This is a genomic window from Caballeronia sp. LZ028, from assembly GCF_031451415.1.
GTDB lineage: Bacteria > Pseudomonadota > Gammaproteobacteria > Burkholderiales > Burkholderiaceae > Caballeronia > Caballeronia zhejiangensis.
In genome coordinates this window covers 632,809-655,161 of sequence record NZ_JARUXN010000001.1, presented here as the reverse complement: position 1 = coordinate 655,161, position 22,353 = coordinate 632,809, and the positions used below count along the sequence as shown (strand labels likewise).

General features: G+C 62.8%; 24 protein-coding genes. 15 read left to right on the top strand and 9 right to left on the bottom strand.

Translation table 11 applies throughout. The annotated features are described in order from the left end of the window. Window positions 1–55: 55 nt before the first annotated feature. Window positions 56–667: a glutathione S-transferase C-terminal domain-containing protein gene (locus tag QCE58_RS03145; RefSeq protein ID WP_174447708.1), complete on the top strand. Its 612-nt coding sequence runs from the start codon at window positions 56–58 to the stop codon at window positions 665–667. Window positions 668–959: 292 nt separating this feature from the next. Here QCE58_RS03145 and QCE58_RS03140 read toward each other — a convergent pair whose 3' ends face one another. The 3 genes from QCE58_RS03140 to QCE58_RS03130 form a co-directional block, all read right to left on the bottom strand. After that, entirely contained in the window at window positions 960–1,517 is a 558-nt protein-coding gene (locus QCE58_RS03140; RefSeq protein WP_034470623.1) for a TetR/AcrR family transcriptional regulator, read from the bottom strand. Window positions 1,518–1,675: 158 nt separating this feature from the next. After that, on the bottom strand, window positions 1,676–2,806 hold the full coding sequence (mnmA, locus tag QCE58_RS03135) for a tRNA 2-thiouridine(34) synthase MnmA (RefSeq protein ID WP_250501709.1): 1,131 nt from the start codon (window positions 2,804–2,806) through the stop codon (window positions 1,676–1,678). A 7-nt stretch (window positions 2,807–2,813) separates the two neighbouring features. Next, on the bottom strand, window positions 2,814–3,296 hold the full coding sequence (locus QCE58_RS03130) for an NUDIX hydrolase (protein ID WP_250433670.1): 483 nt from the start codon (window positions 3,294–3,296) through the stop codon (window positions 2,814–2,816). Between the two features lie 223 nt (window positions 3,297–3,519). Between QCE58_RS03130 and QCE58_RS03125 the strand changes: the two genes are divergently transcribed. From QCE58_RS03125 to ruvB, 12 genes are all read left to right on the top strand, one after another. Further along, window positions 3,520–4,665 carry a Re/Si-specific NAD(P)(+) transhydrogenase subunit alpha gene (locus QCE58_RS03125; protein ID WP_250520925.1) on the top strand — a complete coding sequence of 382 codons (1,146 nt, stop codon included), beginning with the start codon at window positions 3,520–3,522 and terminating at the stop codon, window positions 4,663–4,665. Window positions 4,666–4,677: 12 nt separating this feature from the next. After that, window positions 4,678–4,998, top strand: coding sequence for an NAD(P) transhydrogenase subunit alpha (locus QCE58_RS03120; RefSeq protein ID WP_008351539.1), 321 nt, complete (start codon window positions 4,678–4,680; stop codon window positions 4,996–4,998). Then, window positions 4,999–6,441 carry an NAD(P)(+) transhydrogenase (Re/Si-specific) subunit beta gene (locus tag QCE58_RS03115; RefSeq protein ID WP_008351540.1) on the top strand — a complete coding sequence of 481 codons (1,443 nt, stop codon included), beginning with the start codon at window positions 4,999–5,001 and terminating at the stop codon, window positions 6,439–6,441. It abuts the gene before it with no gap. A 565-nt stretch (window positions 6,442–7,006) separates the two neighbouring features. Beyond that, window positions 7,007–8,311 carry a class I SAM-dependent RNA methyltransferase gene (locus QCE58_RS03110; RefSeq protein WP_033536536.1) on the top strand — a complete coding sequence of 435 codons (1,305 nt, stop codon included), beginning with the start codon at window positions 7,007–7,009 and terminating at the stop codon, window positions 8,309–8,311. Window positions 8,312–8,439: 128 nt separating this feature from the next. Further along, a complete protein-coding gene (locus QCE58_RS03105) occupies window positions 8,440–9,837 on the top strand; it encodes an aminopeptidase P N-terminal domain-containing protein (protein ID WP_250520919.1) in 1,398 nt (465 codons plus the stop codon). Window positions 9,838–9,839: 2 nt separating this feature from the next. Beyond that, window positions 9,840–11,030, top strand: coding sequence for a UbiH/UbiF/VisC/COQ6 family ubiquinone biosynthesis hydroxylase (locus QCE58_RS03100; protein ID WP_250520918.1), 1,191 nt, complete (start codon window positions 9,840–9,842; stop codon window positions 11,028–11,030). A 213-nt stretch (window positions 11,031–11,243) separates the two neighbouring features. Then, a complete protein-coding gene (gene dusB / locus QCE58_RS03095; protein ID WP_250520917.1) occupies window positions 11,244–12,338 on the top strand; it encodes a tRNA dihydrouridine synthase DusB in 1,095 nt (364 codons plus the stop codon). Beyond that, window positions 12,335–12,568: a Fis family transcriptional regulator gene (locus QCE58_RS03090; protein ID WP_008351548.1), complete on the top strand. Its 234-nt coding sequence runs from the start codon at window positions 12,335–12,337 to the stop codon at window positions 12,566–12,568. The genes dusB and QCE58_RS03090 overlap by 4 nt, the downstream gene beginning before the upstream one ends. A 64-nt stretch (window positions 12,569–12,632) precedes the next feature. Beyond that, the gene (gene purH / locus QCE58_RS03085) at window positions 12,633–14,198 is read left to right on the top strand and encodes a bifunctional phosphoribosylaminoimidazolecarboxamide formyltransferase/IMP cyclohydrolase (RefSeq protein WP_250518047.1); all 1,566 of its coding nucleotides are present in this window, start codon (window positions 12,633–12,635) and stop codon (window positions 14,196–14,198) included. 91 nt (window positions 14,199–14,289) lie between these two features. After that, entirely contained in the window at window positions 14,290–14,832 is a 543-nt protein-coding gene (gene ruvC, locus QCE58_RS03080; protein ID WP_008351552.1) for a crossover junction endodeoxyribonuclease RuvC, read from the top strand. A gap of 21 nt (window positions 14,833–14,853) precedes the next feature. Then, window positions 14,854–15,435, top strand: coding sequence for a Holliday junction branch migration protein RuvA (ruvA, locus tag QCE58_RS03075; protein WP_008351554.1), 582 nt, complete (start codon window positions 14,854–14,856; stop codon window positions 15,433–15,435). Window positions 15,436–15,491: 56 nt separating this feature from the next. After that, on the top strand, window positions 15,492–16,553 hold the full coding sequence (gene ruvB / locus QCE58_RS03070; protein ID WP_008351556.1) for a Holliday junction branch migration DNA helicase RuvB: 1,062 nt from the start codon (window positions 15,492–15,494) through the stop codon (window positions 16,551–16,553). Here ruvB and QCE58_RS03065 read toward each other — a convergent pair. The 3 genes from QCE58_RS03065 to tyrS are packed head-to-tail and all read right to left on the bottom strand — an operon-like array spanning window position 16,550 to window position 18,883. After that, on the bottom strand, window positions 16,550–17,200 hold the full coding sequence (locus QCE58_RS03065) for a histidine phosphatase family protein (protein ID WP_250480266.1): 651 nt from the start codon (window positions 17,198–17,200) through the stop codon (window positions 16,550–16,552). The genes ruvB and QCE58_RS03065 overlap by 4 nt on opposite strands. Continuing rightward, window positions 17,197–17,640, bottom strand: coding sequence for a D-aminoacyl-tRNA deacylase (dtd, locus tag QCE58_RS03060; RefSeq protein ID WP_008351561.1), 444 nt, complete (start codon window positions 17,638–17,640; stop codon window positions 17,197–17,199). Before dtd ends, QCE58_RS03065 begins: the two co-directional genes overlap by 4 nt. A 4-nt stretch (window positions 17,641–17,644) precedes the next feature. Beyond that, window positions 17,645–18,883 (bottom strand): tyrosine--tRNA ligase, encoded by a 1,239-nt coding sequence (tyrS, locus tag QCE58_RS03055; protein WP_008351563.1) that lies wholly within the window; start codon window positions 18,881–18,883, stop codon window positions 17,645–17,647. Between the two features lie 313 nt (window positions 18,884–19,196). Between tyrS and QCE58_RS03050 the strand changes: the two genes are divergently transcribed. Continuing rightward, window positions 19,197–20,327, top strand: coding sequence for an anhydro-N-acetylmuramic acid kinase (locus QCE58_RS03050; RefSeq protein ID WP_033536581.1), 1,131 nt, complete (start codon window positions 19,197–19,199; stop codon window positions 20,325–20,327). A gap of 52 nt (window positions 20,328–20,379) precedes the next feature. Here QCE58_RS03050 and erpA read toward each other — a convergent pair whose 3' ends face one another. The 3 genes from erpA to rplM all read right to left on the bottom strand — a co-directional run bounded on the left by erpA (window position 20,380) and on the right by rplM (window position 21,773). Further along, window positions 20,380–20,745 carry an iron-sulfur cluster insertion protein ErpA gene (erpA, locus tag QCE58_RS03045; protein ID WP_008351567.1) on the bottom strand — a complete coding sequence of 122 codons (366 nt, stop codon included), beginning with the start codon at window positions 20,743–20,745 and terminating at the stop codon, window positions 20,380–20,382. A 195-nt stretch (window positions 20,746–20,940) separates the two neighbouring features. Then, window positions 20,941–21,333: a 30S ribosomal protein S9 gene (rpsI, locus tag QCE58_RS03040; protein WP_250520916.1), complete on the bottom strand. Its 393-nt coding sequence runs from the start codon at window positions 21,331–21,333 to the stop codon at window positions 20,941–20,943. An 11-nt stretch (window positions 21,334–21,344) separates the two neighbouring features. Then, entirely contained in the window at window positions 21,345–21,773 is a 429-nt protein-coding gene (gene rplM / locus QCE58_RS03035; protein ID WP_008351572.1) for a 50S ribosomal protein L13, read from the bottom strand. Between the two features lie 277 nt (window positions 21,774–22,050). On the opposite strand from rplM, the gene QCE58_RS03030 reads away from it, so the two are divergent. Beyond that, on the top strand, window positions 22,051–22,269 hold the full coding sequence (locus QCE58_RS03030) for a hypothetical protein (RefSeq protein WP_250480265.1): 219 nt from the start codon (window positions 22,051–22,053) through the stop codon (window positions 22,267–22,269). Window positions 22,270–22,353 lie beyond the last annotated feature (84 nt).

Sequence of the window (22,353 nt, the reverse complement as noted above, 5' to 3'; positions counted from 1 at the left end):
GCGCGCGCCGGTTAAGATCGTCGACGCCCGCATTTCGAATCAACGTGAAAATTAGATGATGAAACTGATCGGTTCGCACCCCAGCCCATTCGTCCGCAAGGTGCGGATCGTCATGGCGGAAAAGAAGATCGACTGCGAACTGGTGCTCGAAGACGTCTGGGCATCCGATTCGAAGATCCACGACTACAACCCGCTCGGTAAAGTGCCGTGCCTCATTCTCGACGACGGCGAAGCGGTATTCGATTCGCGCGTCATCTGCGAGTTCGTGGACACGCTCACGCCGGTCGGCAAGCTGCTGCCGCAGGAGCGGCGCGAGCGCACCGAAGTGCGCTGCTGGGAAGCGCTCGCCGACGGCATGCTCGACGCCGCCGTGCTGATCCGTCTCGAAGGCGTGTTGCGCGAAGAGGAACATCGCAGCGACAAATGGATCGCGCGGCAACGTCACAAGATCGAAGACGGCTTGCGCGCGATGGCGCGCGGCATCGGCTCGAAGCAATGGTGCTCGGCGAATCGCTTTACGCTTGCGGATATCGCCTGCGGCTGCGCACTGGGCTATCTCGATTTCCGTATGCCCGATCTGAACTGGCGCGACGCACATCCGAATCTCGACAAGTATTACGCGCGTATTTCGCAGCGTCAGTCGTTCGTGGATACCGCGCCGGTCTGATTCCTTTCTTGGACCAAGCTCCCGCGCGCGGCGGGAGCTTCCGGCGCACTCGGAAGCGCAAAGTGGGATCGAAGATTATCTACTGCTAGATAGATCAACGGCGAAGGGCGCGATCGACCGATTCTCTCCCAAACCGCTTTTCTTCCTGAAACCATCGGTCCGCGTGCGGCGACATGGTTCGAACGACGAATCGGGTCAGAGAAATGCTCTATTCCGCCAAAATCTATCTACTCAACGGTAGATAATGAACGCCCAGTTCAGGGGTTTTTCACAAGGTTATCCACAGGCTTATCTACCGCCGAAATGCGTCTGCGACCTCTTCAAGCCGCGACCGCGTCTGAAACAGGCGGCATGCAAGCAAACTCCCCTGAAACGCTGCATACAAGGTGCGTGCCGCCGCTTCAGGCTTTCCGCCAGCGTCGAGCGTGTCTTGCGCTTCGCCTTCGGCCAGAACTTTCGCCAGCCAGGTTTCATTCGCCTTGTAGAACGATTGCACCGCGTGCCGTACTTTCTCCGGCAGCGACTCGATATCCGACGCAAGCATGCCGCACAGACAAATCTGATTGCCGTCGCCGATGATCCTTCCAAATAGCTTCGTATAGCGGTCGAGTTTCTTGTCGGCCGGGGCGGAGCTGTCGATCGCGTAGATCGTCGACATCACGTCGGCGCTATACGCATTCACCGCTTCGAGCGCGAGATCTTCCTTGGTCGGGAAATAATAGTGAATGCTCGACGTTTTCACGCCGACCAGTTCGGACAAATCGCGAAAACTGAAGCCGTTATAGCCGCGCGTCATCAACAGCGTCTGAGCGTGATCCAGTAAAGCGTCGCGTACCGTGTTCTTGTCCATTTCGCGTATCTCTGCAATTGTCCCTGCATTCGGTGTGCGTTAATTATCTACTACTAGATAGACGATCAAGCGACTGTTTCAAAAAAGTTTTTATCGGATCGATAGAAAAAAGCCCCGACCGAAGTCGGGGCTGATCGCTCGCTTGCCGCCGGCGATGCTCAACGCGCCGCAGCGAGCGCCGCAACTTGCGGCGACTCGTGCCCAGCCGCCGCGTGTTCGATGATTCCGCCACCCAGACACACGTCTTCCTGATACAGCACGGCGGATTGTCCCGGCGTCACGGCCCACTGTGCGTCGTCGAAATGAAGCGCGAAACGGCCATCGTCCGCGTTGGCGAAGCGGCACGCCGCATCCTGCTGCCGATAGCGCGTCTTCGCGCCGCACGCCGCGCCCTCTTTCGGCGCGAAACCCGCGACCCAGCTCGTGTTTCCGGCCACGAGCGTCGGCGACAGCAGCCACGGATGATCGTGCCCCTGCACGACATAGAGCGTGTTCGACGCCATGTCCTTGCCCGCGACGAACCACGGTTCGCCGCTGCCGTCTTTCGCGCCGCCGATGCCGATGCCCTTTCTCTGCCCGAATGTGTAGAACGCAAGCCCGATATGCTCGCCGACGATCTTGCCTTCGGCCGTCTTCATGGGGCCGGGCTTTGTCGGCAGATAGCGGTTCAGGAATTCGCGGAACGGCCGCTCGCCGATGAAGCAGATGCCGGTCGAGTCCTTCTTTTTGGCGTTCGGCAGGCCGATTTGCGCGGCGATCTCGCGCACTTTCGTCTTCGGGATTTCGCCGAGCGGAAAGAGCGTCTTCGACAGTTGCGCCTGATTCAATCGATGCAAAAAGTACGACTGATCCTTCGTCGAATCCGTTGCCTTGAGCAACTGGAAAAGTCCATCGCGCTCGCGCACGCGCGCGTAATGTCCCGTCGCGATGGTTTCCGCGCCGAGCGACATCGCGTGATCGAGGAACGCCTTGAACTTGATTTCGGCGTTGCAAAGCACGTCCGGATTGGGCGTGCGGCCGGCCGAATATTCGCGCAGAAACTCGGCGAACACGCGGTCCTTGTATTCGGCGGCGAAGTTGACCGCTTCGACGTCGATGCCGATCAAATCCGCGACGGAAACGACGTCGATCCAGTCCTGACGGGTCGAACAGTATTCGCCGTCGTCGTCGTCTTCCCAGTTCTTCATGAAGAGGCCGACGACGTCGTAGCCCTGTTCCTTCAGAAGCCATGCCGTTACGGACGAATCCACGCCGCCCGACATGCCCACCACTACTCGTTTCTTGCTCATAGGGATATCACGCCCGCACCACCGGCGCGACCGAATGCGTATGGATGAAATCGAGCGGGACGCGCCGCCCGGATAAATAATCGTCGACACACTTCATCACGAGCGGCGTCCGATGCCGGTCGACCGATGCGCGCAATTCGTCCGCGCTGAGCCACATCGCGCGCACGATGCCTTCGTCGAGCGCGCGGCCTGTTTCTTCGCCGAGCGACTTGCCGCAAAACGTGAAACGCAAATACGTGACGTCGCGCCCCGGCCGCGCGAAGTGCGTCATATACGCGCCGACGATTGCCTCCGGCTCGAAGCGATGCGCCGTTTCTTCGAGCGCCTCGCGGACCACGGCATCGACGAGCGTTTCGCCCGCTTCGAGATGACCGGCCGGTTGGTTGATTCGCAGCCCTGCCGACGTGTGCTCCTCGATGACGAGGAAACGACCATCCTTTTCGATGATGGCAGCCACCGTAACGTGGGGGGCCCAAGTGTCTGATTTCATGGTGAGATATTTTACCGTCCTCGCACAGATCTCGCGCACGCGGACTAAGGGAAAGCGCTGACTGTGGCAAAACGGAACGGGTGCCGGATCGGATTCTTGCGCGTGCAATCTTCGGTTACAGTTGAGATAGCCGTCAGTTCCAGCATTTGAAATAAAACTCAGCCTTAAGCCTTCCTAAGCCTTGCCCGGGCGAAAAAGGCAACAAAGACAGGAGGATTACAAGATGCACATTGGAGTGCCTGCTGAAACGCGGGCGAACGAGGCGCGCGTCGCCGCCACGCCCGAAACGGTCAAAAAGCTCGTCACGCAAGGACATCGTGTTTCTGTCCAGAGCGGCGCGGGCTTGCCGGCAAGCTATATCGACGATGCGTTCGCGCAAGCAGGCGCGGACCTTGTCGATGCCGCCACGGCCTTTTCCGCCGAGATCGTCCTCAAGGTGCAATCGCCGAGCGAAAGCGAACTGGCGATGCTCAAGCCGGGCGCCGTGCTCATCGGCATGCTCGATCCCTTCAATACAGAGAACACCGCGCGGCTCGCGTCGGCGGGCGTCACTGCGTTCGCGCTCGAAGCCGCGCCACGCACGACGCGCGCGCAGAGTCTCGACGTGCTGTCTTCGCAGGCGAACATCGCCGGATACAAGGCCGTGCTGATGGCCTGCCAGTATTACCAGCGCTTCATGCCGATGCTGATGACCGCCGCCGGCACCGTGAAAGCGGCGCGCGTGCTCGTGCTCGGCGCAGGCGTCGCGGGCTTGCAGGCAATCGCGACGGCCAAGCGTCTGGGCGCGGTCGTCGAAGCATCCGATGTGCGTCCGGCGGTGAAGGAGCAGATCGAATCGCTCGGCGCGAAGTTCGTCGACGTGCCGTTTGAAACCGATGAGGAACGGGAAGCGGCGGAAGGCGTGGGCGGCTACGCGCGCCCGATGCCCGCAAGCTGGCTCGCGCGTCAATCGGCGCAGGTTCACGAACGTGCGAAGGCGGCGGACATCGTCATCTCGACGGCGCTGATTCCCGGCCGCCCCGCCCCGACGCTGATTTCTGTCGAAACGGTGAAGCACATGAAGCCGGGCAGCGTGATCGTCGATCTCGCCGCCGGACGCGGTCCCGAGTTCGAGGGCAGGAAAGGCGGCAACTGTCCGCTCACCGAAGTCGACACGGTGGTGATGAAGCACGGCGTGCATATCGTCGGCCACACGAATCTCGCTTCGATGGTCGGCGCCGATGCCTCCGCGCTCTATGCCCGCAATCTCCTGGACTTCCTGAAACTGATCCTGACGAAGGAAGGCACGCTCAACATCGATCTCGCGGACGATATCGTCGCGGCCACGCTCCAGTGCCGCGACGGACAACTCGCCCGCGCCACGGCCTGAACGGAGACGCACATGGATGTCATCAATCACACGGTGATCAACCTCATCATCTTCGTGCTGGCCATTTACGTCGGCTACCACGTCGTGTGGAACGTCACGCCCGCGCTGCATACGCCGCTCATGGCCGTGACCAACGCGATTTCGGCGATCGTCATCGTCGGCGCGATGCTGGCTGTCGGCCTGACGGTCGGCGCGGCGGGCAAGTTCTTCGGCACGCTCGCGGTGCTGCTCGCGGCCGTGAACGTGTTCGGCGGCTTTCTCGTCACACGGCGAATGCTCGAGATGTTCAAGAAGAAAGAGCCCAAGAAGATCACGAGCAAGGAGGGCGCGTAAATGAGCCTTAACGTCGTTACTCTCCTGTATCTCATCGCCTCGGTGTGCTTCATTCAGGCGTTGAAGGGCTTGTCGAATCCGAAGACCGCGCGCATCGGCAATACGTTCGGCATGGCGGGCATGGCGATCGCCATTCTCACCACGCTCGCGCTGATCGTGAAGCAGGCCGCGTTTCTCGAAGCGAATCTCGCGCTCGGGCTGTCGCTGCTGTTCGTCGCGCTGATCATCGGCGGCGGCGCGGGCGCGTACATCGCGGCAAAAGTCGAGATGACGAAGATGCCCGAGCTCGTCGCGGCGATGCACTCGCTGATCGGTCTCGCGGCTGTCTGCATCGCCTATGGTGTCGTGGCGGAGCCCGCCGCGTTCGGGCTCGCACCGCTAGGCGAGCCGATTCCGTATGGCAATCGGGTCGAGTTGTTCATCGGCACGTTTGTCGGCGCGATCACGTTCTCGGGCTCGGTCATCGCGTTCGGGAAGCTCTCGGGCAAGTACAAGTTCCGGCTCTTTCAGGGCGCGCCGGTCACGTACTCGGGACAGCATCTGATCAACCTGCTGCTCGCCATCGCGATGATCGGCTTCGGCGTGATCTTCATGCTCACCGAATCGTGGCTGCCGTTCATCATCATGACGATCATCGCGTTCGCGCTGGGCGTGCTCATCATCATTCCGATCGGCGGCGCGGACATGCCCGTGGTCGTGTCGATGCTGAACTCGTACTCGGGCTGGGCGGCGGCGGGCATCGGCTTCTCGCTGAACAATCCGATGCTGATCATCGCCGGCTCGCTCGTCGGCTCGTCGGGTGCGATTCTGTCGTACATCATGTGCAAGGCAATGAACCGCTCGTTCTTCAACGTGATTCTCGGCGGCTTCGGCGGCGAGGCGGGCGGTGCGGCGGCGGGCGGATCGACGGAGCAGCGCCCCGTCAAATCCGGTTCCGCCGATGACGCCGCGTTCATGCTCGGCAACGCGGAAAGCGTGGTGATCGTGCCGGGTTACGGCCTCGCGGTCGCGCGCGCGCAGCACGCGTTGAAGGAGCTGACCGACAAGCTCGTCGAGAAAGGCATCGATGTGCGGTACGCGATTCACCCCGTCGCGGGGCGGATGCCGGGGCACATGAACGTGCTGCTGGCGGAAGCCGAAGTGCCGTACGAGATGGTTCAGGAGATGGAGGACATCAATAGCGAGTTCGGTCAGACGGACGTGGTGCTCGTGCTCGGCGCGAACGACGTCGTCAACCCGGCCGCGAAGACCGATCCGAAATCGCCGATCGCGGGGATGCCGATTCTCGAAGCGTACAAGGCTCGGACGATCATCGTGAACAAACGGTCGATGGCGGCAGGTTACGCCGGCCTCGACAACGAACTGTTCTATATGGACAAGACGATGATGGTGTTCGGGGACGCGAAGAAGGTGGTCGAGGAGATGATGAAGGCGGTGGATTAGGCACGCTGCTGATTTCCATCATCGCGTGGCGATCCGGACAAAGTCCGGATCGCCACTTGCGCTTCTGAAGCGTAGCGCTCAACGTGAACGGCGCAGAATCAGCCAAACGAAAACCCCGAGCGCGACGCCGATCGCCAGCAAGAGCACATAGATCCAGCGCCGCCTTCGGATCGTGGACCCGCTTACAACGTCCGGCACTTCACCGCCTACGATTGCCAGCGCCACAACACACAGAAGGGCGAGGAGCATCGTCGCCTTCGCGATCCCGCCAAACAGTAGTTCGGCAGCGCGATGAACGCGTGAATCGCGGTAAGGGCCAGACGCCCGACGACGAAGATCTGGGTAGTTCACACGCAATTACCTTTGAAAAGCAACTCGGAGCATAACGCCCGTCCGAGTGCGCTTGCTCGATTTGCGATGATTTTTTGCGCTGTTTAGAAGAAGCCGCTTCCGGCCGCAAACCGCCGCCCCCCTTCAACCAAGCCGCGCCGCCCGACCTGTACGGTCTGACCGGCTCCCTTTGCCCGCGTACAATACGTTCTTTGAACATTCAATCAAGCACCACATGGCCTCCCCCCTCTTCGACTGGTTCGTCCCCTGCCCGCGCGGTCTCGAAGCACCGCTTGCCGCCGAGTTGGCGGAGATCGGGGAAAGGCACGTGGCCGACGCGCCCCTTTCCGGCGGCGGATCGCTGATCGTCGGCACGCAAGTGCCCGGCGGCGTGCACTTTCGGGGCGGCTGGGTCGCGGGCATGGCGGCGAATCTGCATTCGCGCATCGCGAGCCGCGTGCTTCTCAAAGTCGCGCAAGGCCCCTATCGCAACGAGCAAGACATCTACGAACTCACGCATCGTCAGCGCTGGGAGCAATGGTTCACGCCCAGCCAGACGATGCGCGTCGATCTCACCGCAATCAAATCGCCGGTGAAAAGCCTCGAATTCACGACGCTGCGCGTGAAGGACGCCGTCTGCGATCGCCTGCGCGACGTGGCCGGCGCGCGCCCGAGCATCGACACCGCCCAGCCCGACGTCCGCGTGTTCGCGTTCCTCACGCTGAACGAGTGCACGCTCTATCTCGATACCTCCGGCGAGCCGCTCTTCAAACGCGGCTGGCGCCTGGACAAGGGCGCCGCGCCGCTGCGCGAGAATCTCGCCGCGGGCATTCTGCGCCTGACCGGATGGACGCCCGGCACGCCGCTCTTCGACCCGATGTGCGGCAGCGGCACGTTCCTCGCCGAAGCCGCACAAACGGCGCTCAACATCGCGCCGGGCAACGATCGGCGCTTCGGCTTCGAAAAGCTGAAGCCGTTCCATCCCGGCATGTGGCAGAAGCTCAAGACGGCCGCGCTCGAACAACGCCGCGCCGCGCGTGCGTCGCAAGCCGAGTTGAGCATCTTCGGCAGCGACATTTCCGGCGACATGCTCGAAAAAGCGCGCGCGAACCTGACCCGCGCGGGCATCACCGACCTTTCGCTCAAGCAAGTCGATGCCCGCAATATGGTCCCGCCGACCGACGCGCCCGGCATTCTGATCGCGAATCCGCCGTACGGCGAGCGTATCGAAGTGCGCGGACGCGGCCCGCGCGGCGAAATTCGCGATACGGCGCGCTCCCGCCGCGAAGACGAGGACGCCTTCGCCCGCGCGCAACCCGATCCGGCCGACACCGAGTTCTTCGTCTCCTTCGGCAACGCGCTCAAACAGCGCTTTCCGGGATGGCGCGCCTACGTGCTCACGTCCGACCGCAAGTTGCCGGGCTTGCTGCGGCTGCGCGAATCGACGAAAACGCCGCTTTTCAACGGCGCGCTCGAATGCCGCCTGTTTCGCTTCGATCTGATCGCGGGCAGCGTGCGCAATCGTCCCGCTGGCGAATGAGTATGCGGCGCGGTCACTCGCCGCGCCACTAGGCCGAATGGCATAGGCAAATTCACGCGTCGCCGTCGTTTTGGCCTATGTCGAATGGCCGAGTGCGCGCATCGTGAAGCCGGCGCTACAATCGGCGCATGAACTCATCGACCGAACTCGCCAGCCCCATCGCCGTCGACATTTACCGTGCGCGTCGCGAGCGCGTGCTCGCCGCGTTGCGTGCACGCGGCGGCGGCGTCGCCATCGTGCCGACCGCGCCGGAAGTCCTGCGCAACCGCGACACGGACTACCCTTTCCGTCACGACAGCTACTTCTACTATCTGACGGGCTTCAACGAACCCGAAGCGACGCTCGTGCTGAACGCGAGCGCGCAGGATGGCGAGCCCGTGTCGATGCTTTTTTGTCGCGAGAAGAACGCGGAGCGCGAAACCTGGGAAGGCTTCCGCTTCGGCCCCGACGCCGCGCGCGACGCTTTCGGCTTCGACGCCGCGTTTGCCATCGATTCGATCGCCCAAGAGATGCCGCGCCTGATCGCCGACAAGCCCGCGCTTCACTACGCGCTCGGCACATCGGCGGAACTGGATGCCCGGGTGCGCGCCTGGCTCGCCGCCGTGCGCGCGCAAAGCCGCACCGGCGTGCGCGCTCCCGCCCGCGCGGAGAACCTGCTGCCGGTTCTCGACGAGATGCGGCTCGTGAAAGACGCGCACGAAATCTCGATCATGCGCCGCGCGGCATCGATCTCCGCCGAAGCGCACCGTCGCGCGATGCGCGCGTGCCGCCCGGGCATGCGCGAGTACGAAATCGAAGCCGAATTGCTGTACACGTTCCGCCGCCACGGCGCGCAGTCGCCGGCGTATGGATCGATCGTCGCGGCGGGCGCGAACGCCTGCGTGCTGCACTATCCGGCTGGCAACGCGATCGCGCGCGACGGCGACCTGATTCTCATCGACGCCGCGTGCGAACTGGACGGCTACGCATCCGACATCACGCGCACGTTCCCCGCTAGCGGCCGTTTCACTCCGGCGCAGCGCGAACTGTACGAAATCGTGCTCGCCGCGCAAGCCGCGGCCATCGATGCCACACGCGCCGGCGTCAGCTTCGACGCGCCGCATCAGGCTGCGTTGAAAGTGCTGTCGCAAGGCCTGCTCGATACCGGCATCCTCGACAAGGCGAAGTTCGGCAGCGTCGACGACGTCCTCGCGCAACGTGCCTACGCGCGCTTCTATATGCATCGCACGGGACACTGGATCGGCATGGACGTGCACGACGCGGGCGAATACCGCGAAGCCGACGGCCCGCTCGACGAGCAAGGCGCACGACCATGGCGCGCGCTCGCGCCCGGCATGGCGCTCACGATCGAGCCGGGTCTCTACGTGCGCGCCGCCGAAGACGTGCCGGAACAATATTGGAATATCGGCATTCGCATCGAGGACGACGCCATCGTCACCGAAAACGGCTGCGAGTTGCTCACGCGCGAAGTGCCCGTCGCCGCCGACGAAATCGAAGCGCTGATGCGCGAATCAAACGCAAATTGACCATGAGCGACGTTCAAGGCATCGAACCGCATTTCGATTACGACATCGCCATCGTCGGCGCGGGGCCGGTCGGGCTCGCGCTCGCCGGCTGGCTTGCCCGGCGCAGCGCGACGTCACGGCTGTCCATCGCGCTGATCGACGCGCGCACGCCCGCAGCCGCCGCCAACGATCCGCGCGCGCTCGCGCTTTCGCACGGAAGCCGCGTGATGCTGCAGCCGCTCGGCTTTCCGGGCGATGCCACGCCGATCCGCCGCATCCATGTCTCGCAGCGCGGGCATTTCGGCCGCACGTTGATCGAGCACGACGAGCACGAGTTGCCCGAACTGGGCTACGTGGTGCGCTACGGTTCGCTCGTCGGCGCGCTCGCCGATGCGGTGCGCGCAACGAAGGTCGACTGGCTCACCGACACGTCCGCGCTCGCGCCGCTGCAGGACAACGACGGCGTCACCTTGCCGCTGCAATCGGCGCAAGGCGAGCGCTCCGTCCGCGTGAAAGTGCTCGTGAACGCGGAAGGCGGTCTTTATCAGAAAGGCGAGTCATCCGATGAGCGCCGCGCGCGCGATTACGGGCAAACGGCCATCGTGGGCACGGTAAGCGTGTCCGATCCGCGCGCGAATGTCGCGTGGGAGCGCTTCACGCCGGAAGGGCCGATCGCGCTTTTGCCGTGCGGCGGCCAGCGTCACGCGGATTATTCGCTCGTTTGGTGCTGCTCGCCCGACGAAGCCGCGCGCCGCATGCAGCTCGACGACGACACTTTCCTCGCCGAACTCGGCGCTGCGTTCGGCACGCGCATGGGCCGTTTCACGCGCATCGCGTCACGCGCGGCGTTTCCGCTCGGGCTGACCGCGCTCGACGTGCTCGTCGACCGGCGCACCGTCGCGATCGGCAATGCCGCGCAGACGCTGCATCCGGTTGCCGGACAGGGCCTGAATCTCGGCCTGCGCGACGCGCTCGCGCTCACCCACGCGCTGTCCGCCGACGGCCCCCGGCCGCTCGCGCTCGCCCGTTTCGCGCAGCGCCGTGCGCTGGACCGGCGCCTGACGATCGGCGCCACCGATACGCTCGCGCGCATCTTCACGGTCGATTTCCCGCCGTTTGCGGCGATGCGCGGCCTCGCGCTGACCGCTCTCGAATTCCTTCCGCCGGTAAAAACGGCCCTCGCCCGTCAGATGATGTTCGGTCAAAGGCGCTGATCGAGCACGAAAAAAGGGCAATCGTCCAGGCGAAGTCCGGGAACTTATCCTCTATGGCCGGCCGTTCTTTCATAGAAGATTTAATGACTTGCACGCGATTGCTCTTAATTTCAGCACGCTCTTCGCGTTAAAATAGCTGTTTCCCTTCAGCAACGTTGCATCCGCCTGACGCGGCTTCTCGCCGGCACCGACAGCGCGGATCGTTTAGCCTTCATGCCCACAATCGGTTCACACGTCCTGCGCAATAACCTGTTCGTCGCACCGATGGCAGGCGTCACCGACCGCCCGTTCCGGCAGCTCTGCAAGCGCATGGGCGCGGGCTACGCGGTGTCGGAGATGGTCGCGTCGAACGCGCAGTTGTGGAAGAGCGAGAAGACCATGCGCCGCGCCAACCATGCGGGCGAGGTCGAGCCGATTTCCGTGCAGATCGCGGGCGCGGATCCGCAGATGCTCGCCGAGGCCGCGCGCCACAACGTCGCGAACGGCGCGCAGATCATCGACATCAATATGGGCTGCCCGGCGAAGAAGGTCTGCAACGTGGCCGCGGGTTCCGCGCTGCTGCAGAACGAGCCGCTGGTCGCGCGCATCGTGGAGGCCGTCGTCCAGGCGGTCGGCGTGGGGCCGGACGCGGTGCCGGTCACGCTCAAGATTCGCACGGGCTGGAATCGCGAGAACAAGAACGCGCTGACCATCGCGCGGATCGCGCAGGAAGCCGGCATTTCGATGCTCACCGTCCACGGCCGCACGCGCGCCGATCTCTACAAGGGCGACGCGGAGTACGAAACCATCGCGGCAGTGAAGGCGTCGGTGGAGATTCCGGTGGTCGCGAACGGCGACATCACCACGCCCGAAAAAGCCCGCGACGTGCTCGCCGCCACGCACGCCGACGCCATCATGATCGGCCGCGCGGCGCAGGGCCGTCCGTGGCTCTTTCGCGAGATCGAACACTTTCTGAATACCGGCGAGCGCCTGCCGCCGCCGCGCATCGACGAGATCCAGCAGGTGATGAACGAGCACCTCGAAGATCACTACGCCTTTTATGGGGAATTCACGGGCGTTCGGACTGCGCGCAAGCATATCGGCTGGTACACTCGCGGCCTTTCCGGCGCCAACACCTTCCGGCACCGGATGAATACGCTGGACACGACCAAAGAACAATTGCTCGCTGTCAACGAATTCTTTGACGCGCAAAAGGCGTTGTCGGACCGTCTCGTCTATGTGGACGAGGCCGGTGACGCCGAGGACGCGGACGGGGAAGAATCGTGCGGCGGGCTCAACAACACGACAGACCGACTGATTGCCGCATGAGCAGACATAACATCGAACAATGCGTCCGCCAGAGCCTCGACAACTATTTTCAGGACCTGGACGGCTCCAACCCGCACGACGTGTACGACATGGTGATTTCGTGCGTGGAAAAACCGATGCTCGAAGTGGTGCTCGAGCAGGCGGGCGGAAACCAATCGCTCGCGGCCGAGTATCTCGGCATCAACCGCAACACCTTACGCAAGAAGCTTCAGCAGCACGGATTGATTTGATTCATCGGACTGAGGCGCGCGCCTTGGTCCGGCCTGGTTTCCCTTTTCGGTTTCAGTGTTCATCATGATCAAGCAAGCGCTCCTCTCCGTTTCCGACAAATCCGGCATCGTCGATTTCGCCAAATCGCTGTCGGCGCTTGGCGTCAAGCTCCTCTCGACCGGCGGCACGGCGAAACTGCTCGCCGACGCGGGCCTGCCCGTGACCGAAGTCGCCGATTACACCGGCTTTCCGGAAATGCTCGACGGGCGCGTGAAGACGCTGCATCCGAAGGTTCACGGCGGCATTCTCGCGCGCCGCGACCTGCCCGAGCACATGGCCGCGCTGGAAAAGCACGACATTCCGACCATCGATCTGCTGGTGGTGAATCTGTATCCGTTCGTGCAGACGGTCTCGAAGGAAGAGTGCTCGCTGGAAGACGCGATCGAGAACATCGACATCGGCGGTCCGACGATGCTGCGCTCGGCGGCGAAGAATCATCGCGACGTGACGGTCGTCGTCGATCCGGCCGATTACTCCGCCGTCCTCGACGAGATGCGCGCAAACGGCAACAACGTCGGCTACAAGACGAATTTCCGTCTCGCGACGAAAGTCTTCGCGCACACCGCGCAGTACGACGGCGCGATCACGAACTATCTGACGAGCCTGACCGAAGAGCTGCAGCATTCGAGCCGCAATACGTATCCGGCGACGTTCAACCTCGCGTTCGAGAAAGTGCAGGATTTGCGTTACGGCGAGAATCCCCATCAGAACGCGGCCTTTTATCGCGATCTGAGCGTGCCGGCCGGCGCGCTCGCGAACTACGAGCAGTTGCAGGGCAAGGAACTGTCGTACAACAACATCGCCGATTCGGACGCCGCGTGGGAGTGCGTGAAGACGTTCGACGCGCCGGCGTGCGTCATCATCAAGCACGCGAATCCGTGCGGCGTGGCGCTCGGCGCGAATGCGGCCGAAGCGTATTCGAAGGCGTTCCAGACGGACCCGACTTCGGCGTTCGGCGGCATCATCGCGTTCAATCGTGAAGTGGACGAAGCGGCGGCGCAGGCTGTCGCGAAGCAGTTCGTCGAAGTGCTGATCGCGCCGTCGTTCAGCGAGGCGGCGCGCGCCGTGTTCGCGGCGAAGCAGAACGTGCGTCTCTTGCAGATCGCGCTCGGCGACGGCCACAACGCGTTCGATCTGAAGCGCGTCGGCGGCGGTCTGCTCGTGCAATCGCTCGATGCGAAGAACGTGCAGCCGCACGAATTGCGCGTCGTGACGAAGCGTCATCCGACGCCGAAGGAAATGGACGATCTGATGTTCGCGTGGCGCGTCGCGAAGTTCGTGAAGTCGAACGCGATCGTGTTTTGCGCGAACGGCATGACGATGGGCGTCGGCGCAGGCCAGATGAGCCGCGTGGATTCGGCGCGCATCGCGGGCATCAAGGCGCAGAACGCCGGTCTGACGTTGAACGGCTCGGCGGTGGCATCGGATGCGTTCTTCCCGTTCCGCGACGGCCTCGATGTCGTCGTGAACGCGGGCGCCACCTGCGTGATCCAGCCAGGCGGATCGATGCGCGATGACGAAGTGATCGCCGCCGCCGACGAGCACAACATCACGATGATTTTCACGGGCACGCGTCATTTCCGCCATTGATCGCGGCCGCTTCATTTAAGATTGGCCTGTTTGCGCTTCGAACGGCGCAAACAGGCCTTTTTAGTTTCAACGAGCCGCGAAACGCGAACGAATGAGAATCCTTGGCATCGACCCCGGCCTGCGCGTGACGGGCTTCGGCATCATCGAGAAGACGGGGCACACGCTCAACTACGTGACGAGCGGCGTCATCAAGACGGCCGAGGCGGATCTGCCTTCGCGCCTCAACACCATTTTCAGCGGCATCTCGACGCTCATCGCGCAGCACAATCCGGATCAGGCGGCGATCGAAAAAGTCTTCGTCAACGTGAATCCGCAGTCGACGCTGCTCCTCGGGCAGGCGCGCGGCGCGGCCATCTGCGGGCTCGTCGCGAGCGGCGTGCCGGTTGCCGAATACACGGCGCTGCAACTGAAGCAGGCGGTCGTCGGCTACGGACGCGCGACCAAGGAACAGATGCAGCAGATGGTCGTGCGTCTGCTGTCGCTTTCCGGCGTGCCCGGCACCGACGCCGCCGATGCGCTCGGCATGGCGATCTGTCACGCGCACGGCGGCACCGGCCTCGCGGCCCTGGGCGGCATCGCGCCGGGGCTGGCCAAGAAGGGCTTGCGCGTGCGGCGCGGTCGTCTCATCGGCTAATTTCCTCTACGAATACCAAACATGATCGGTCGCATCGCCGGCGTTCTGCTGGAAAAAAATCCGCCGCATTTGCTCGTCGATTGCAACGGCGTCGGCTACGAAATCGACGTGCCGATGAGCACGTTCTACAACCTGCCGAATGCCGGCGAGAAGGTCGTGCTGCTCACGCAGTTGATCGTGCGCGAGGACGCGCATCTGCTGTACGGTTTTCTCACCGCGCAGGAGCGTTCGACGTTCCGCGAGTTGCTGAAGATCAGCGGGATCGGCGCGCGCATGGCGCTCGCGGTGCTTTCGGGCATGAGCGTGCACGAACTCTCGCAAACCGTGACGACGCAGGACGCCGCGCGCCTCACGCGCGTGCCGGGCATCGGCAAGAAGACGGCGGAGCGCCTGCTGCTCGAACTGAAAGGCAAGCTCGGCGCGGATCTCGGCGCGATCGCGGGCACGGTTTCGCAGTCCGATCACGCGTCCGACATTCTCAACGCACTGCTCGCGCTCGGCTATTCGGAGAAGGAAGCGCTCGCCGCGGTCAAGAACGTGCCGGCCGGAACGGGCGTGTCCGAGGGCATCAAGCTGGCGTTGAAGGCGCTTTCGAAGGGCTGATTGCCTAGGCCATTCGGCCAGCTTCGTCGCGCAAAAGCTCGCTGTACAATCGAAAAATGATCGAAACCGACAAACTCGCCGCCGAACGCGTCATCTCGGCCTCGCCCGTCTCGCCGAACGAGGAAGCGTTCGAGCGCGCACTGCGTCCGCACAAGCTCGATGAATACATCGGGCAGGAAAAGGCGCGCGGCCAGCTCGAAATCTTCATCGAGGCGGCGAAGCGCCGTTCCGAAGCGCTCGATCACGTGCTGCTGTTCGGGCCGCCGGGTCTCGGCAAGACGACGCTCGCGCACATCATCGCGCGGGAAATGGGCGTGAATCTGCGGCAGACGTCGGGACCGGTGCTCGAGCGCGCGGGCGATCTCGCCGCGCTGCTCACGAATCTCGAAGCGAACGACGTGCTGTTCATCGACGAAATTCATCGGCTTTCGCCGGTCGTCGAGGAAATCCTGTATCCGGCGCTCGAGGATTATCAGATCGACATCATGATCGGCGAAGGGCCGGCCGCGCGCAGCGTGAAACTGGATCTACAGCCGTTCACGCTAGTCGGCGCGACCACGCGCGCGGGCATGCTGACGAACCCGCTGCGCGACCGCTTCGGCATCGTGTCGCGGCTGGAGTTCTATAACGCGAGCGAACTGGCGCGCATCGTGTCGCGATCGGCGTCGTTGTTGAAGGCGGAGATCGTGCCGGAAGGCGCGCTGGAAATCGCAAAGCGCTCGCGCGGCACGCCGCGTATCGCGAACCGGCTGCTGCGCCGCGTGCGCGATTACGCCGAAGTAAAGGCGAACGGCATGATCACCGCCGACGTCGCCGACAAAGCGCTGAAAATGCTCGACGTCGATCCCGTCGGCTTCGATCTGATGGACCGCAAGCTGCTCGAAGCCATCCTGCACAAGTTCGATGGCGGGCCGGTCGGCGTGGATAACCTCGCTGCGGCTATCGGCGAGGAGCGCGACACGATCGAGGACGTGCTGGAGCCGTATCTGATTCAGCAGGGCTTTTTGCAGCGCACGCCACGCGGACGGGTCGCGACGATGCTCACGTATCGGCACTTCGGTCTTGCTGCGCCGGATGCGGGGCCGATTCGGGATCTTTGGGATACGAACAACGGCTAGGCCCGCTTGCGCAGATTGTCGTCGTCCGTGTCCGTCGACAGATGCGCGATATCGCCCCACGACGCGACCTTCGCGCCGCCATCGGCATAGTCCACCACGTTCACGCTGCAATTGAGCAGCGGCCAGTTGCGCGGCTCCTGCAACGGCAGGTTCATCGCGAACCTGTACACACAATCGAGCACGCCGCCATGCGCGACGACCGCGATGCGCCCGCCCGCGTGCGCCGCGACGATCGGTTCCATCGCATGCACGATGCGGTGATAAAACACGCGCTGCGATTCACCGTCGCCGGGTGGCGAGAAGCCGGGGTCGCGCGTCTGCCATTCGATATATTCGGAGGGAAACTTGTCGTTGATCTCGTCGCTGTCGTGGCCTTGGAACGCGCCATAGAAACGCTCGCGCAAGTTCTCCGATAACCGCACGTCGAGCCCGAGCGCATCCGCGAAAGGACGCGCCGTCTGCTGCGCGCGTTGCAGATCGCTCGAATAGACCGCGTCGATGCGCCCGTCGTGCGCCAGACGCCGGCCGAGCTGTTCCGCCTGCAGAAAGCCATGTTCGGACAACGGGATGTCGATATGCCCTTGAATGCGCTTGATGCGGTTCCAGTCGGTTTCGCCGTGTCGAATAAAGAGAACCTGAGTCGTCATGGTCGTACCTGAAGCCAGAAAGTGACTGGCCCGTCGTTCACGAGCGACACCTGCATTTCCGCGCCGAACTCGCCCGTTTCGACGACGGGATGCTTCGCGCGCGCTTGCGTCACGAAATAATCGAAGAGCCGCTTGCCTTCGTCGGGCGGCGCGGCGGGCGTGAAGCTCGGGCGCAAGCCGCTGTTCGTGTCGGCGGCAAGCGTGAACTGCGAGACGAGCAGCAAGCCGCCGGCAACGCCTTGCACCGAGAGATTCATCTTGCCCGCTGCATCGCTGAACACGCGGTAGCCGAGCATCTTCGCGAGCAGCTTGTCGGCGGCGGCTTCGCTGTCGCCGCGCTCGGCGCAGACCAGCGCGAGCAGGCCCGCGTCGATCGCGCCGGTCACACGCTCGCCCACGCGCACATCGGCGCGCTTCACACGCTGAATGAGCGCGATCATCGGCTTACGCCGTCAGCGTGACGCGCGCGAAGCGGCGCTTGCCCACCTGCACGACGAACTCGCCCGCTTCGACCTTCAGCCCCTTGTCGGAGACCGTCGCGCCGTCGATCTTCACGCCGCCCTGCTCGATGTTGCGCAGCGCTTCGCTCGTCGACGGCACGAGTCCCGCCTGCTTGAGCAGCTGGCCGATCGCGACCGGCGCGCCTGCGAGCGTGACAGTCGGAATGTCGTCGGGCACGCCGCCCTTCGCGCGATGATTGAAGTCTTCGAGCGCCCGCTCGGCATCCGCCGGCGAGTGAAAGCGCGCGACGATTTCCTGCGCCAGCATCACCTTGAAGTCGCGCGGATTGCGGCCGCCTTCGGCTTCGCGCTTGTAGCCTTCGATTTCGCTCATCGGGCGGAACGACAGCAGTTCGAAGTAACGCCACATGAGCACGTCCGAAATGCTCATCAGCTTGCCGAACATCTCGGTCGGCTTCTCGCTGATGCCGACGTAGTTGTTCTTCGACTTCGACATCTTTTCGACGCCGTCGAGACCTTCGAGCAGCGGCATCGTCAGAATGCACTGCTGTTCTTGGCCGTACTGCTTCTGCAACTCGCGGCCGACGAGCAGATTGAACTTCTGGTCCGTGCCGCCGAGTTCGAGATCCGCGTTGAGCGCGACGGAATCGTAGCCCTGCATCAGCGGATAGAGGAATTCGTGGATCGAAATGGGCACGCCGCCCTGGAAGCGCTTCGTGAAGTCCTCGCGCTCAAGAATGCGCGCGACCGTGTAGCGCGATGCGAGCTTGATCATGCCGTCGGCGCCGAGCGGCATCGACCATTCGCTGTTGTAGCGGATTTCGGTCTTTTCGCGATCCAGCACGAGCGCCGCCTGCTCGAAGTACGTCTTCGCGTTCATCTCGATCTGCTCGCGCGTGAGCGGCGGGCGCGTCGCGTTGCGGCCAGACGGATCGCCGATCAGCGACGTGAAATCGCCGATCAGAAAAATGACCTGGTGGCCGAGATCCTGCAACTGGCGCATCTTGTTCAGCACGACCGTATGGCCGATGTGAATGTCGGGCGCGGTCGGATCGAGGCCGAGCTTGATACGCAGCGGCTTGCCCGTCGCGGCGCTTCGCGCGAGCTTCTGCGCGAATTCGTCTTCGATCAGCAGTTCGTCGCAGCCGCGCTTGGCGATGGCGAGCGCGCTTTTGACATCTTCGGTGATCGGGAAGCTGGGCGCGTTGGAATCAGTGGTCATGCTTGCGGCTTGTGAAGTCAAAAGGGTTCGATGACCGGCGATGCGGTGGCGTGGCCTGCGCAGATGCCGCGTCGAGAAGTGGGGCGCGGAAAATGACGAAATCGCGCGCAATTGCTTGTTCAGGCTCACGATTTTACGCGATGACGCGGGCATTCGCGCCCTTTCGTGTCTGATCGCGCGGTTTTGCGCGGCATTCGGCGCTCAGGAGTGTGGAATCGCGTCTTAACGATTCGCCCCGTAACGCGGATAATCGCCGCTGATTGGCAACATCGGCATCGACGAGGAGATCAGCGTGGGAAAGAAAACCGAAGCAATCGAAACCGGCAAGGCGGACGGCGTGTACTTCGGTTTGATGTCCGGAACCAGCATGGACGGCGTCGATGGTGTCGCGGTCCAGTTCGCGACGGGCAAGCCGCCCGTCGTGCTCGGCGAGGCGCATGTCTCCTTTTCCAAAGGCTTGCGCGATGCGCTGTTCGAACTGCAGTCGCCCGGCGACAACGAACTCGAACGCGAAGCGCTCGCCGCGAATGCGCTCGCGACACGCTATGCCGTCTGCTGCCACGAACTGCAGAGCATGAGCGGGTGCTCGGCGACGAAGGTGCGCGCGATCGGCGTGCACGGCCAGACGGTGCGGCACCGGCCTGACAAAGGCTACACACGGCAGATCAACAATCCGGCGTTGCTCGCTGAGATGACCAGCATCGACGTGGTCGCCGATTTCCGCAGCCGCGATGTCGCCGCGGGCGGCCAGGGCGCGCCGCTCGTGCCGGCGTTCCACACGACCGTGTTCGGCGAAAAGAACGAGACGCGCGTCGTGTGCAACCTCGGCGGCATCAGCAACATCACGATTCTCGCGGCGAACGGAGACGTGCGCGGCTTCGATTGCGGCCCGGCCAACGCGCTGATCGACGAATGGGCTTTGCGCCACACACAGCGCGCCTATGACGACGGCGGGCAGTTCGCAGCCAAAGGCCGAATCGATCAATCGCTTCTCGACGCGCTGCTCGACGAACCGTTTTTCGACCTCGCGCCGCCGAAGAGCACAGGGCGCGATCTGTTCAATCCGGCGTGGATGGACGCGAAGCTCGCAGCCTTCGCGAACCTCGCTCCCGCCGATGTCCAGGCGACGCTCACGGCCCTCACCGCGACGACCGTCGCGCGCGAGATCGCGCGACACGCGCCGGACACGCGCGCCGTGTACGTGTGCGGCGGCGGCGCACGCAATCCTGTGTTGATGAAGATGCTCCAGCAGGCGCTCGAAGACAGCAAAATCGCAGGCGTTCCCGTGATGACGACCGAGGCGCTCGGCGTGCCGCCGCAACAAGTGGAAGCGCTTGCTTTCGCGTGGCTCGCGATGCGCTGTGTCGCGCGCGAGCCGGGCAATCTGCCCGCGGTGACGGGCGCGGCGGGCGAGCGCGTGCTCGGCGCGATTTATCCGCGTTAACAAAAAACGGAGCCGCTGAGGCTCCGTTTTCTTCAGCGTCAGAAATGCACGCTTAGACCGAGAACGACGAACCGCAACCGCAAGTCGTCGTGGCGTTCGGATTCTTGATGACGAACTGGGCGCCGTTGATGTCGTCCTTATAGTCGATCTCCGCGCCGACGAGATACTGATAGCTCATCGAATCGACGAGCAACTGCACGCCAGCCTTGTCCATGACGGTGTCGTCTTCGTTCACTTCTTCGTCGAACGTGAAACCGTACTGGAAACCCGAGCAGCCGCCGCCTTGCACGAACACGCGCAGCTTCAGATCCGGATTGCCTTCTTCATCGATCAATGACTTGACCTTTTCCGCGGCCGCGTCGGTGAAGACGAACGGCATCGGCATTTCGGTCGTGGGGGTGTCGCTGACAGCGCTCATTCGAATTCTCCAATTAAGCTTCTAGCCGCTATTGTAGGGCTGATCTCAATATCGTGCCGAATGTCCATGGAATCAATGGGCTATATGAAAATTCGACATGGTCCAGCCCAAACGCGCCAAAACGAAAAAAGCCGCCTGCACAGGGCGTGCGGGCGGCTTTTGCAGCTTCGCCGGAACCCGTCCGGCAAGAAACGCTTAACGCTTCGAGAACTGCTTGCGGCGGCGTGCCTTGTGGAAACCGACCTTCTTACGTTCCACTTCACGCGCGTCACGCGTGACGAAGCCTGCGTTCGACAGTTGCGACTTGAGCGTAGCGTCGTAGTCCATCAGCGCGCGGGTGATGCCGTGGCGAACCGCACCGGCTTGACCCGTCTCGCCGCCACCGTTGACGTTGACCTTGATGTCGAACGCGGTGGCGTGGTTCGTGAGTTCGAGCGGCTGGCGCACGATCATCAGCGACGTTTCACGCGAGAAGTAGTCGGCGATGGGCTTGCCATTGACGATGATTTCGCCCTTGCCCGACTTGATGAAGACACGAGCGACGGCGCTCTTGCGGCGGCCCGTACCGTAGTTCCAGTTACCGATCATGTGGGCTCCCCTTAGATCTCGAGCGCTTTAGGCTGTTGAGCCGTATGCGGATGCGTTGCTTCGGCGTAGACCTTCAGCTTCTTGATCATCGCGTAGCCGAGCGGACCCTTCGGAAGCATGCCCTTGACAGCCTTCTCGAGCGCGCGGCCCGGGAAACGCTCTTGCATCTTGCCGAACGTCGTTTCGTAGATGCCGCCCGGGTAGCCCGAGTGACGATAGTACTTCTTGTCCGTGGTCTTGTTGCCGGTGACCTTCAACTTGCCGGCATTGACGACGATGATGAAATCACCGGTGTCGACGTGCGGAGTGAATTCAGGCTTGTGCTTGCCGCGAAGACGGCGTGCCACTTCGCTGGCGACACGGCCGAGAACCTTATCCGTCGCGTCAATCACGTACCATTCGCGCGTCACCTCTTCGGCTTTTGCGGAAAACGTCTTCATGATCGATCCAAAAAATTGATCTGCCCTTGAACTGTGTCTTGTTCGGCCCTGCTTATATGAGTGCGCTCAGGTCGAAACCGGGCGCGTGCAGGCTCTCACAAGCCTCTCTCCGCGGGCGTGTGGCGAAGAGAACTTTGAATTATAAAGGGAATTTGGTCGCCGCGTCAAAAGAATGCTTCGACAGGCGCGAGGACGAAAAAAAGCCCGAGCAGCTTGGCTCGGGCTTAATCCACCAAAGGAGGAGGTGGAGGAGACAGAAACGAGTATAGGCACGGTCATGCTGCAAAGCAAGAAGATTTGCATGGTGGAATATGATTTCATAATCTGGAATCCGAGCACAACGGACATGTCCCCCGAAAGCCTTTTATTTTCAGTTGTTTACGGGCCGCGACTGCCTGAACGCCGTCGCGATGAGCCTTTAGAGCTCATCCTCGACTGGCGCGCTCACGGCCGGGATCAGAATCGCCGCGCCGATTTACGCTTCGTCAACCGGTAGATGCTCGTAAGCAGCGACCGGTGGAAAAATTCCGAACCGCTACAATGTAGCCTCTGTAACGACGCGCTGAACAGCTGGAGCCTG

Excerpts from the sequence above, each read along its gene's own strand:
- ruvA (WP_008351554.1), top strand. The coding sequence starts at position 14,854 with ATGATCGGTCGCATCGCCGGCGTTCTGCTGGAAAAAAATCCGCCGCAT.
- QCE58_RS03145 (WP_174447708.1), top strand. The coding sequence starts at position 56 with ATGATGAAACTGATCGGTTCGCACCCCAGCCCATTCGTCCGCAAGGTG.
- QCE58_RS03115 (WP_008351540.1), top strand. The coding sequence starts at position 4,999 with ATGAGCCTTAACGTCGTTACTCTCCTGTATCTCATCGCCTCGGTGTGC.
- dtd (WP_008351561.1), bottom strand. The coding sequence starts at position 17,640 with ATGATCGCGCTCATTCAGCGTGTGAAGCGCGCCGATGTGCGCGTGGGC.
- erpA (WP_008351567.1), bottom strand. The coding sequence starts at position 20,745 with ATGAGCGCTGTCAGCGACACCCCCACGACCGAAATGCCGATGCCGTTC.
- QCE58_RS03090 (WP_008351548.1), top strand. The coding sequence starts at position 12,335 with ATGAGCAGACATAACATCGAACAATGCGTCCGCCAGAGCCTCGACAAC.
- QCE58_RS03140 (WP_034470623.1), bottom strand. The coding sequence starts at position 1,517 with ATGGACAAGAACACGGTACGCGACGCTTTACTGGATCACGCTCAGACG.
- QCE58_RS03100 (WP_250520918.1), top strand. The coding sequence starts at position 9,840 with ATGAGCGACGTTCAAGGCATCGAACCGCATTTCGATTACGACATCGCC.
- dusB (WP_250520917.1), top strand. The coding sequence starts at position 11,244 with ATGCCCACAATCGGTTCACACGTCCTGCGCAATAACCTGTTCGTCGCA.
- mnmA (WP_250501709.1), bottom strand. The coding sequence starts at position 2,806 with ATGAGCAAGAAACGAGTAGTGGTGGGCATGTCGGGCGGCGTGGATTCG.
- tyrS (WP_008351563.1), bottom strand. The coding sequence starts at position 18,883 with ATGACCACTGATTCCAACGCGCCCAGCTTCCCGATCACCGAAGATGTC.
- ruvB (WP_008351556.1), top strand. The coding sequence starts at position 15,492 with ATGATCGAAACCGACAAACTCGCCGCCGAACGCGTCATCTCGGCCTCG.
- purH (WP_250518047.1), top strand. The coding sequence starts at position 12,633 with ATGATCAAGCAAGCGCTCCTCTCCGTTTCCGACAAATCCGGCATCGTC.
- QCE58_RS03120 (WP_008351539.1), top strand. The coding sequence starts at position 4,678 with ATGGATGTCATCAATCACACGGTGATCAACCTCATCATCTTCGTGCTG.
- QCE58_RS03065 (WP_250480266.1), bottom strand. The coding sequence starts at position 17,200 with ATGACGACTCAGGTTCTCTTTATTCGACACGGCGAAACCGACTGGAAC.
- rplM (WP_008351572.1), bottom strand. The coding sequence starts at position 21,773 with ATGAAGACGTTTTCCGCAAAAGCCGAAGAGGTGACGCGCGAATGGTAC.
- QCE58_RS03110 (WP_033536536.1), top strand. The coding sequence starts at position 7,007 with ATGGCCTCCCCCCTCTTCGACTGGTTCGTCCCCTGCCCGCGCGGTCTC.
- QCE58_RS03130 (WP_250433670.1), bottom strand. The coding sequence starts at position 3,296 with ATGAAATCAGACACTTGGGCCCCCCACGTTACGGTGGCTGCCATCATC.
- QCE58_RS03105 (WP_250520919.1), top strand. The coding sequence starts at position 8,440 with ATGAACTCATCGACCGAACTCGCCAGCCCCATCGCCGTCGACATTTAC.
- QCE58_RS03125 (WP_250520925.1), top strand. The coding sequence starts at position 3,520 with ATGCACATTGGAGTGCCTGCTGAAACGCGGGCGAACGAGGCGCGCGTC.
- rpsI (WP_250520916.1), bottom strand. The coding sequence starts at position 21,333 with ATGATCGGTAACTGGAACTACGGTACGGGCCGCCGCAAGAGCGCCGTC.
- ruvC (WP_008351552.1), top strand. The coding sequence starts at position 14,290 with ATGAGAATCCTTGGCATCGACCCCGGCCTGCGCGTGACGGGCTTCGGC.
- QCE58_RS03030 (WP_250480265.1), top strand. The coding sequence starts at position 22,051 with ATGCTGCAAAGCAAGAAGATTTGCATGGTGGAATATGATTTCATAATC.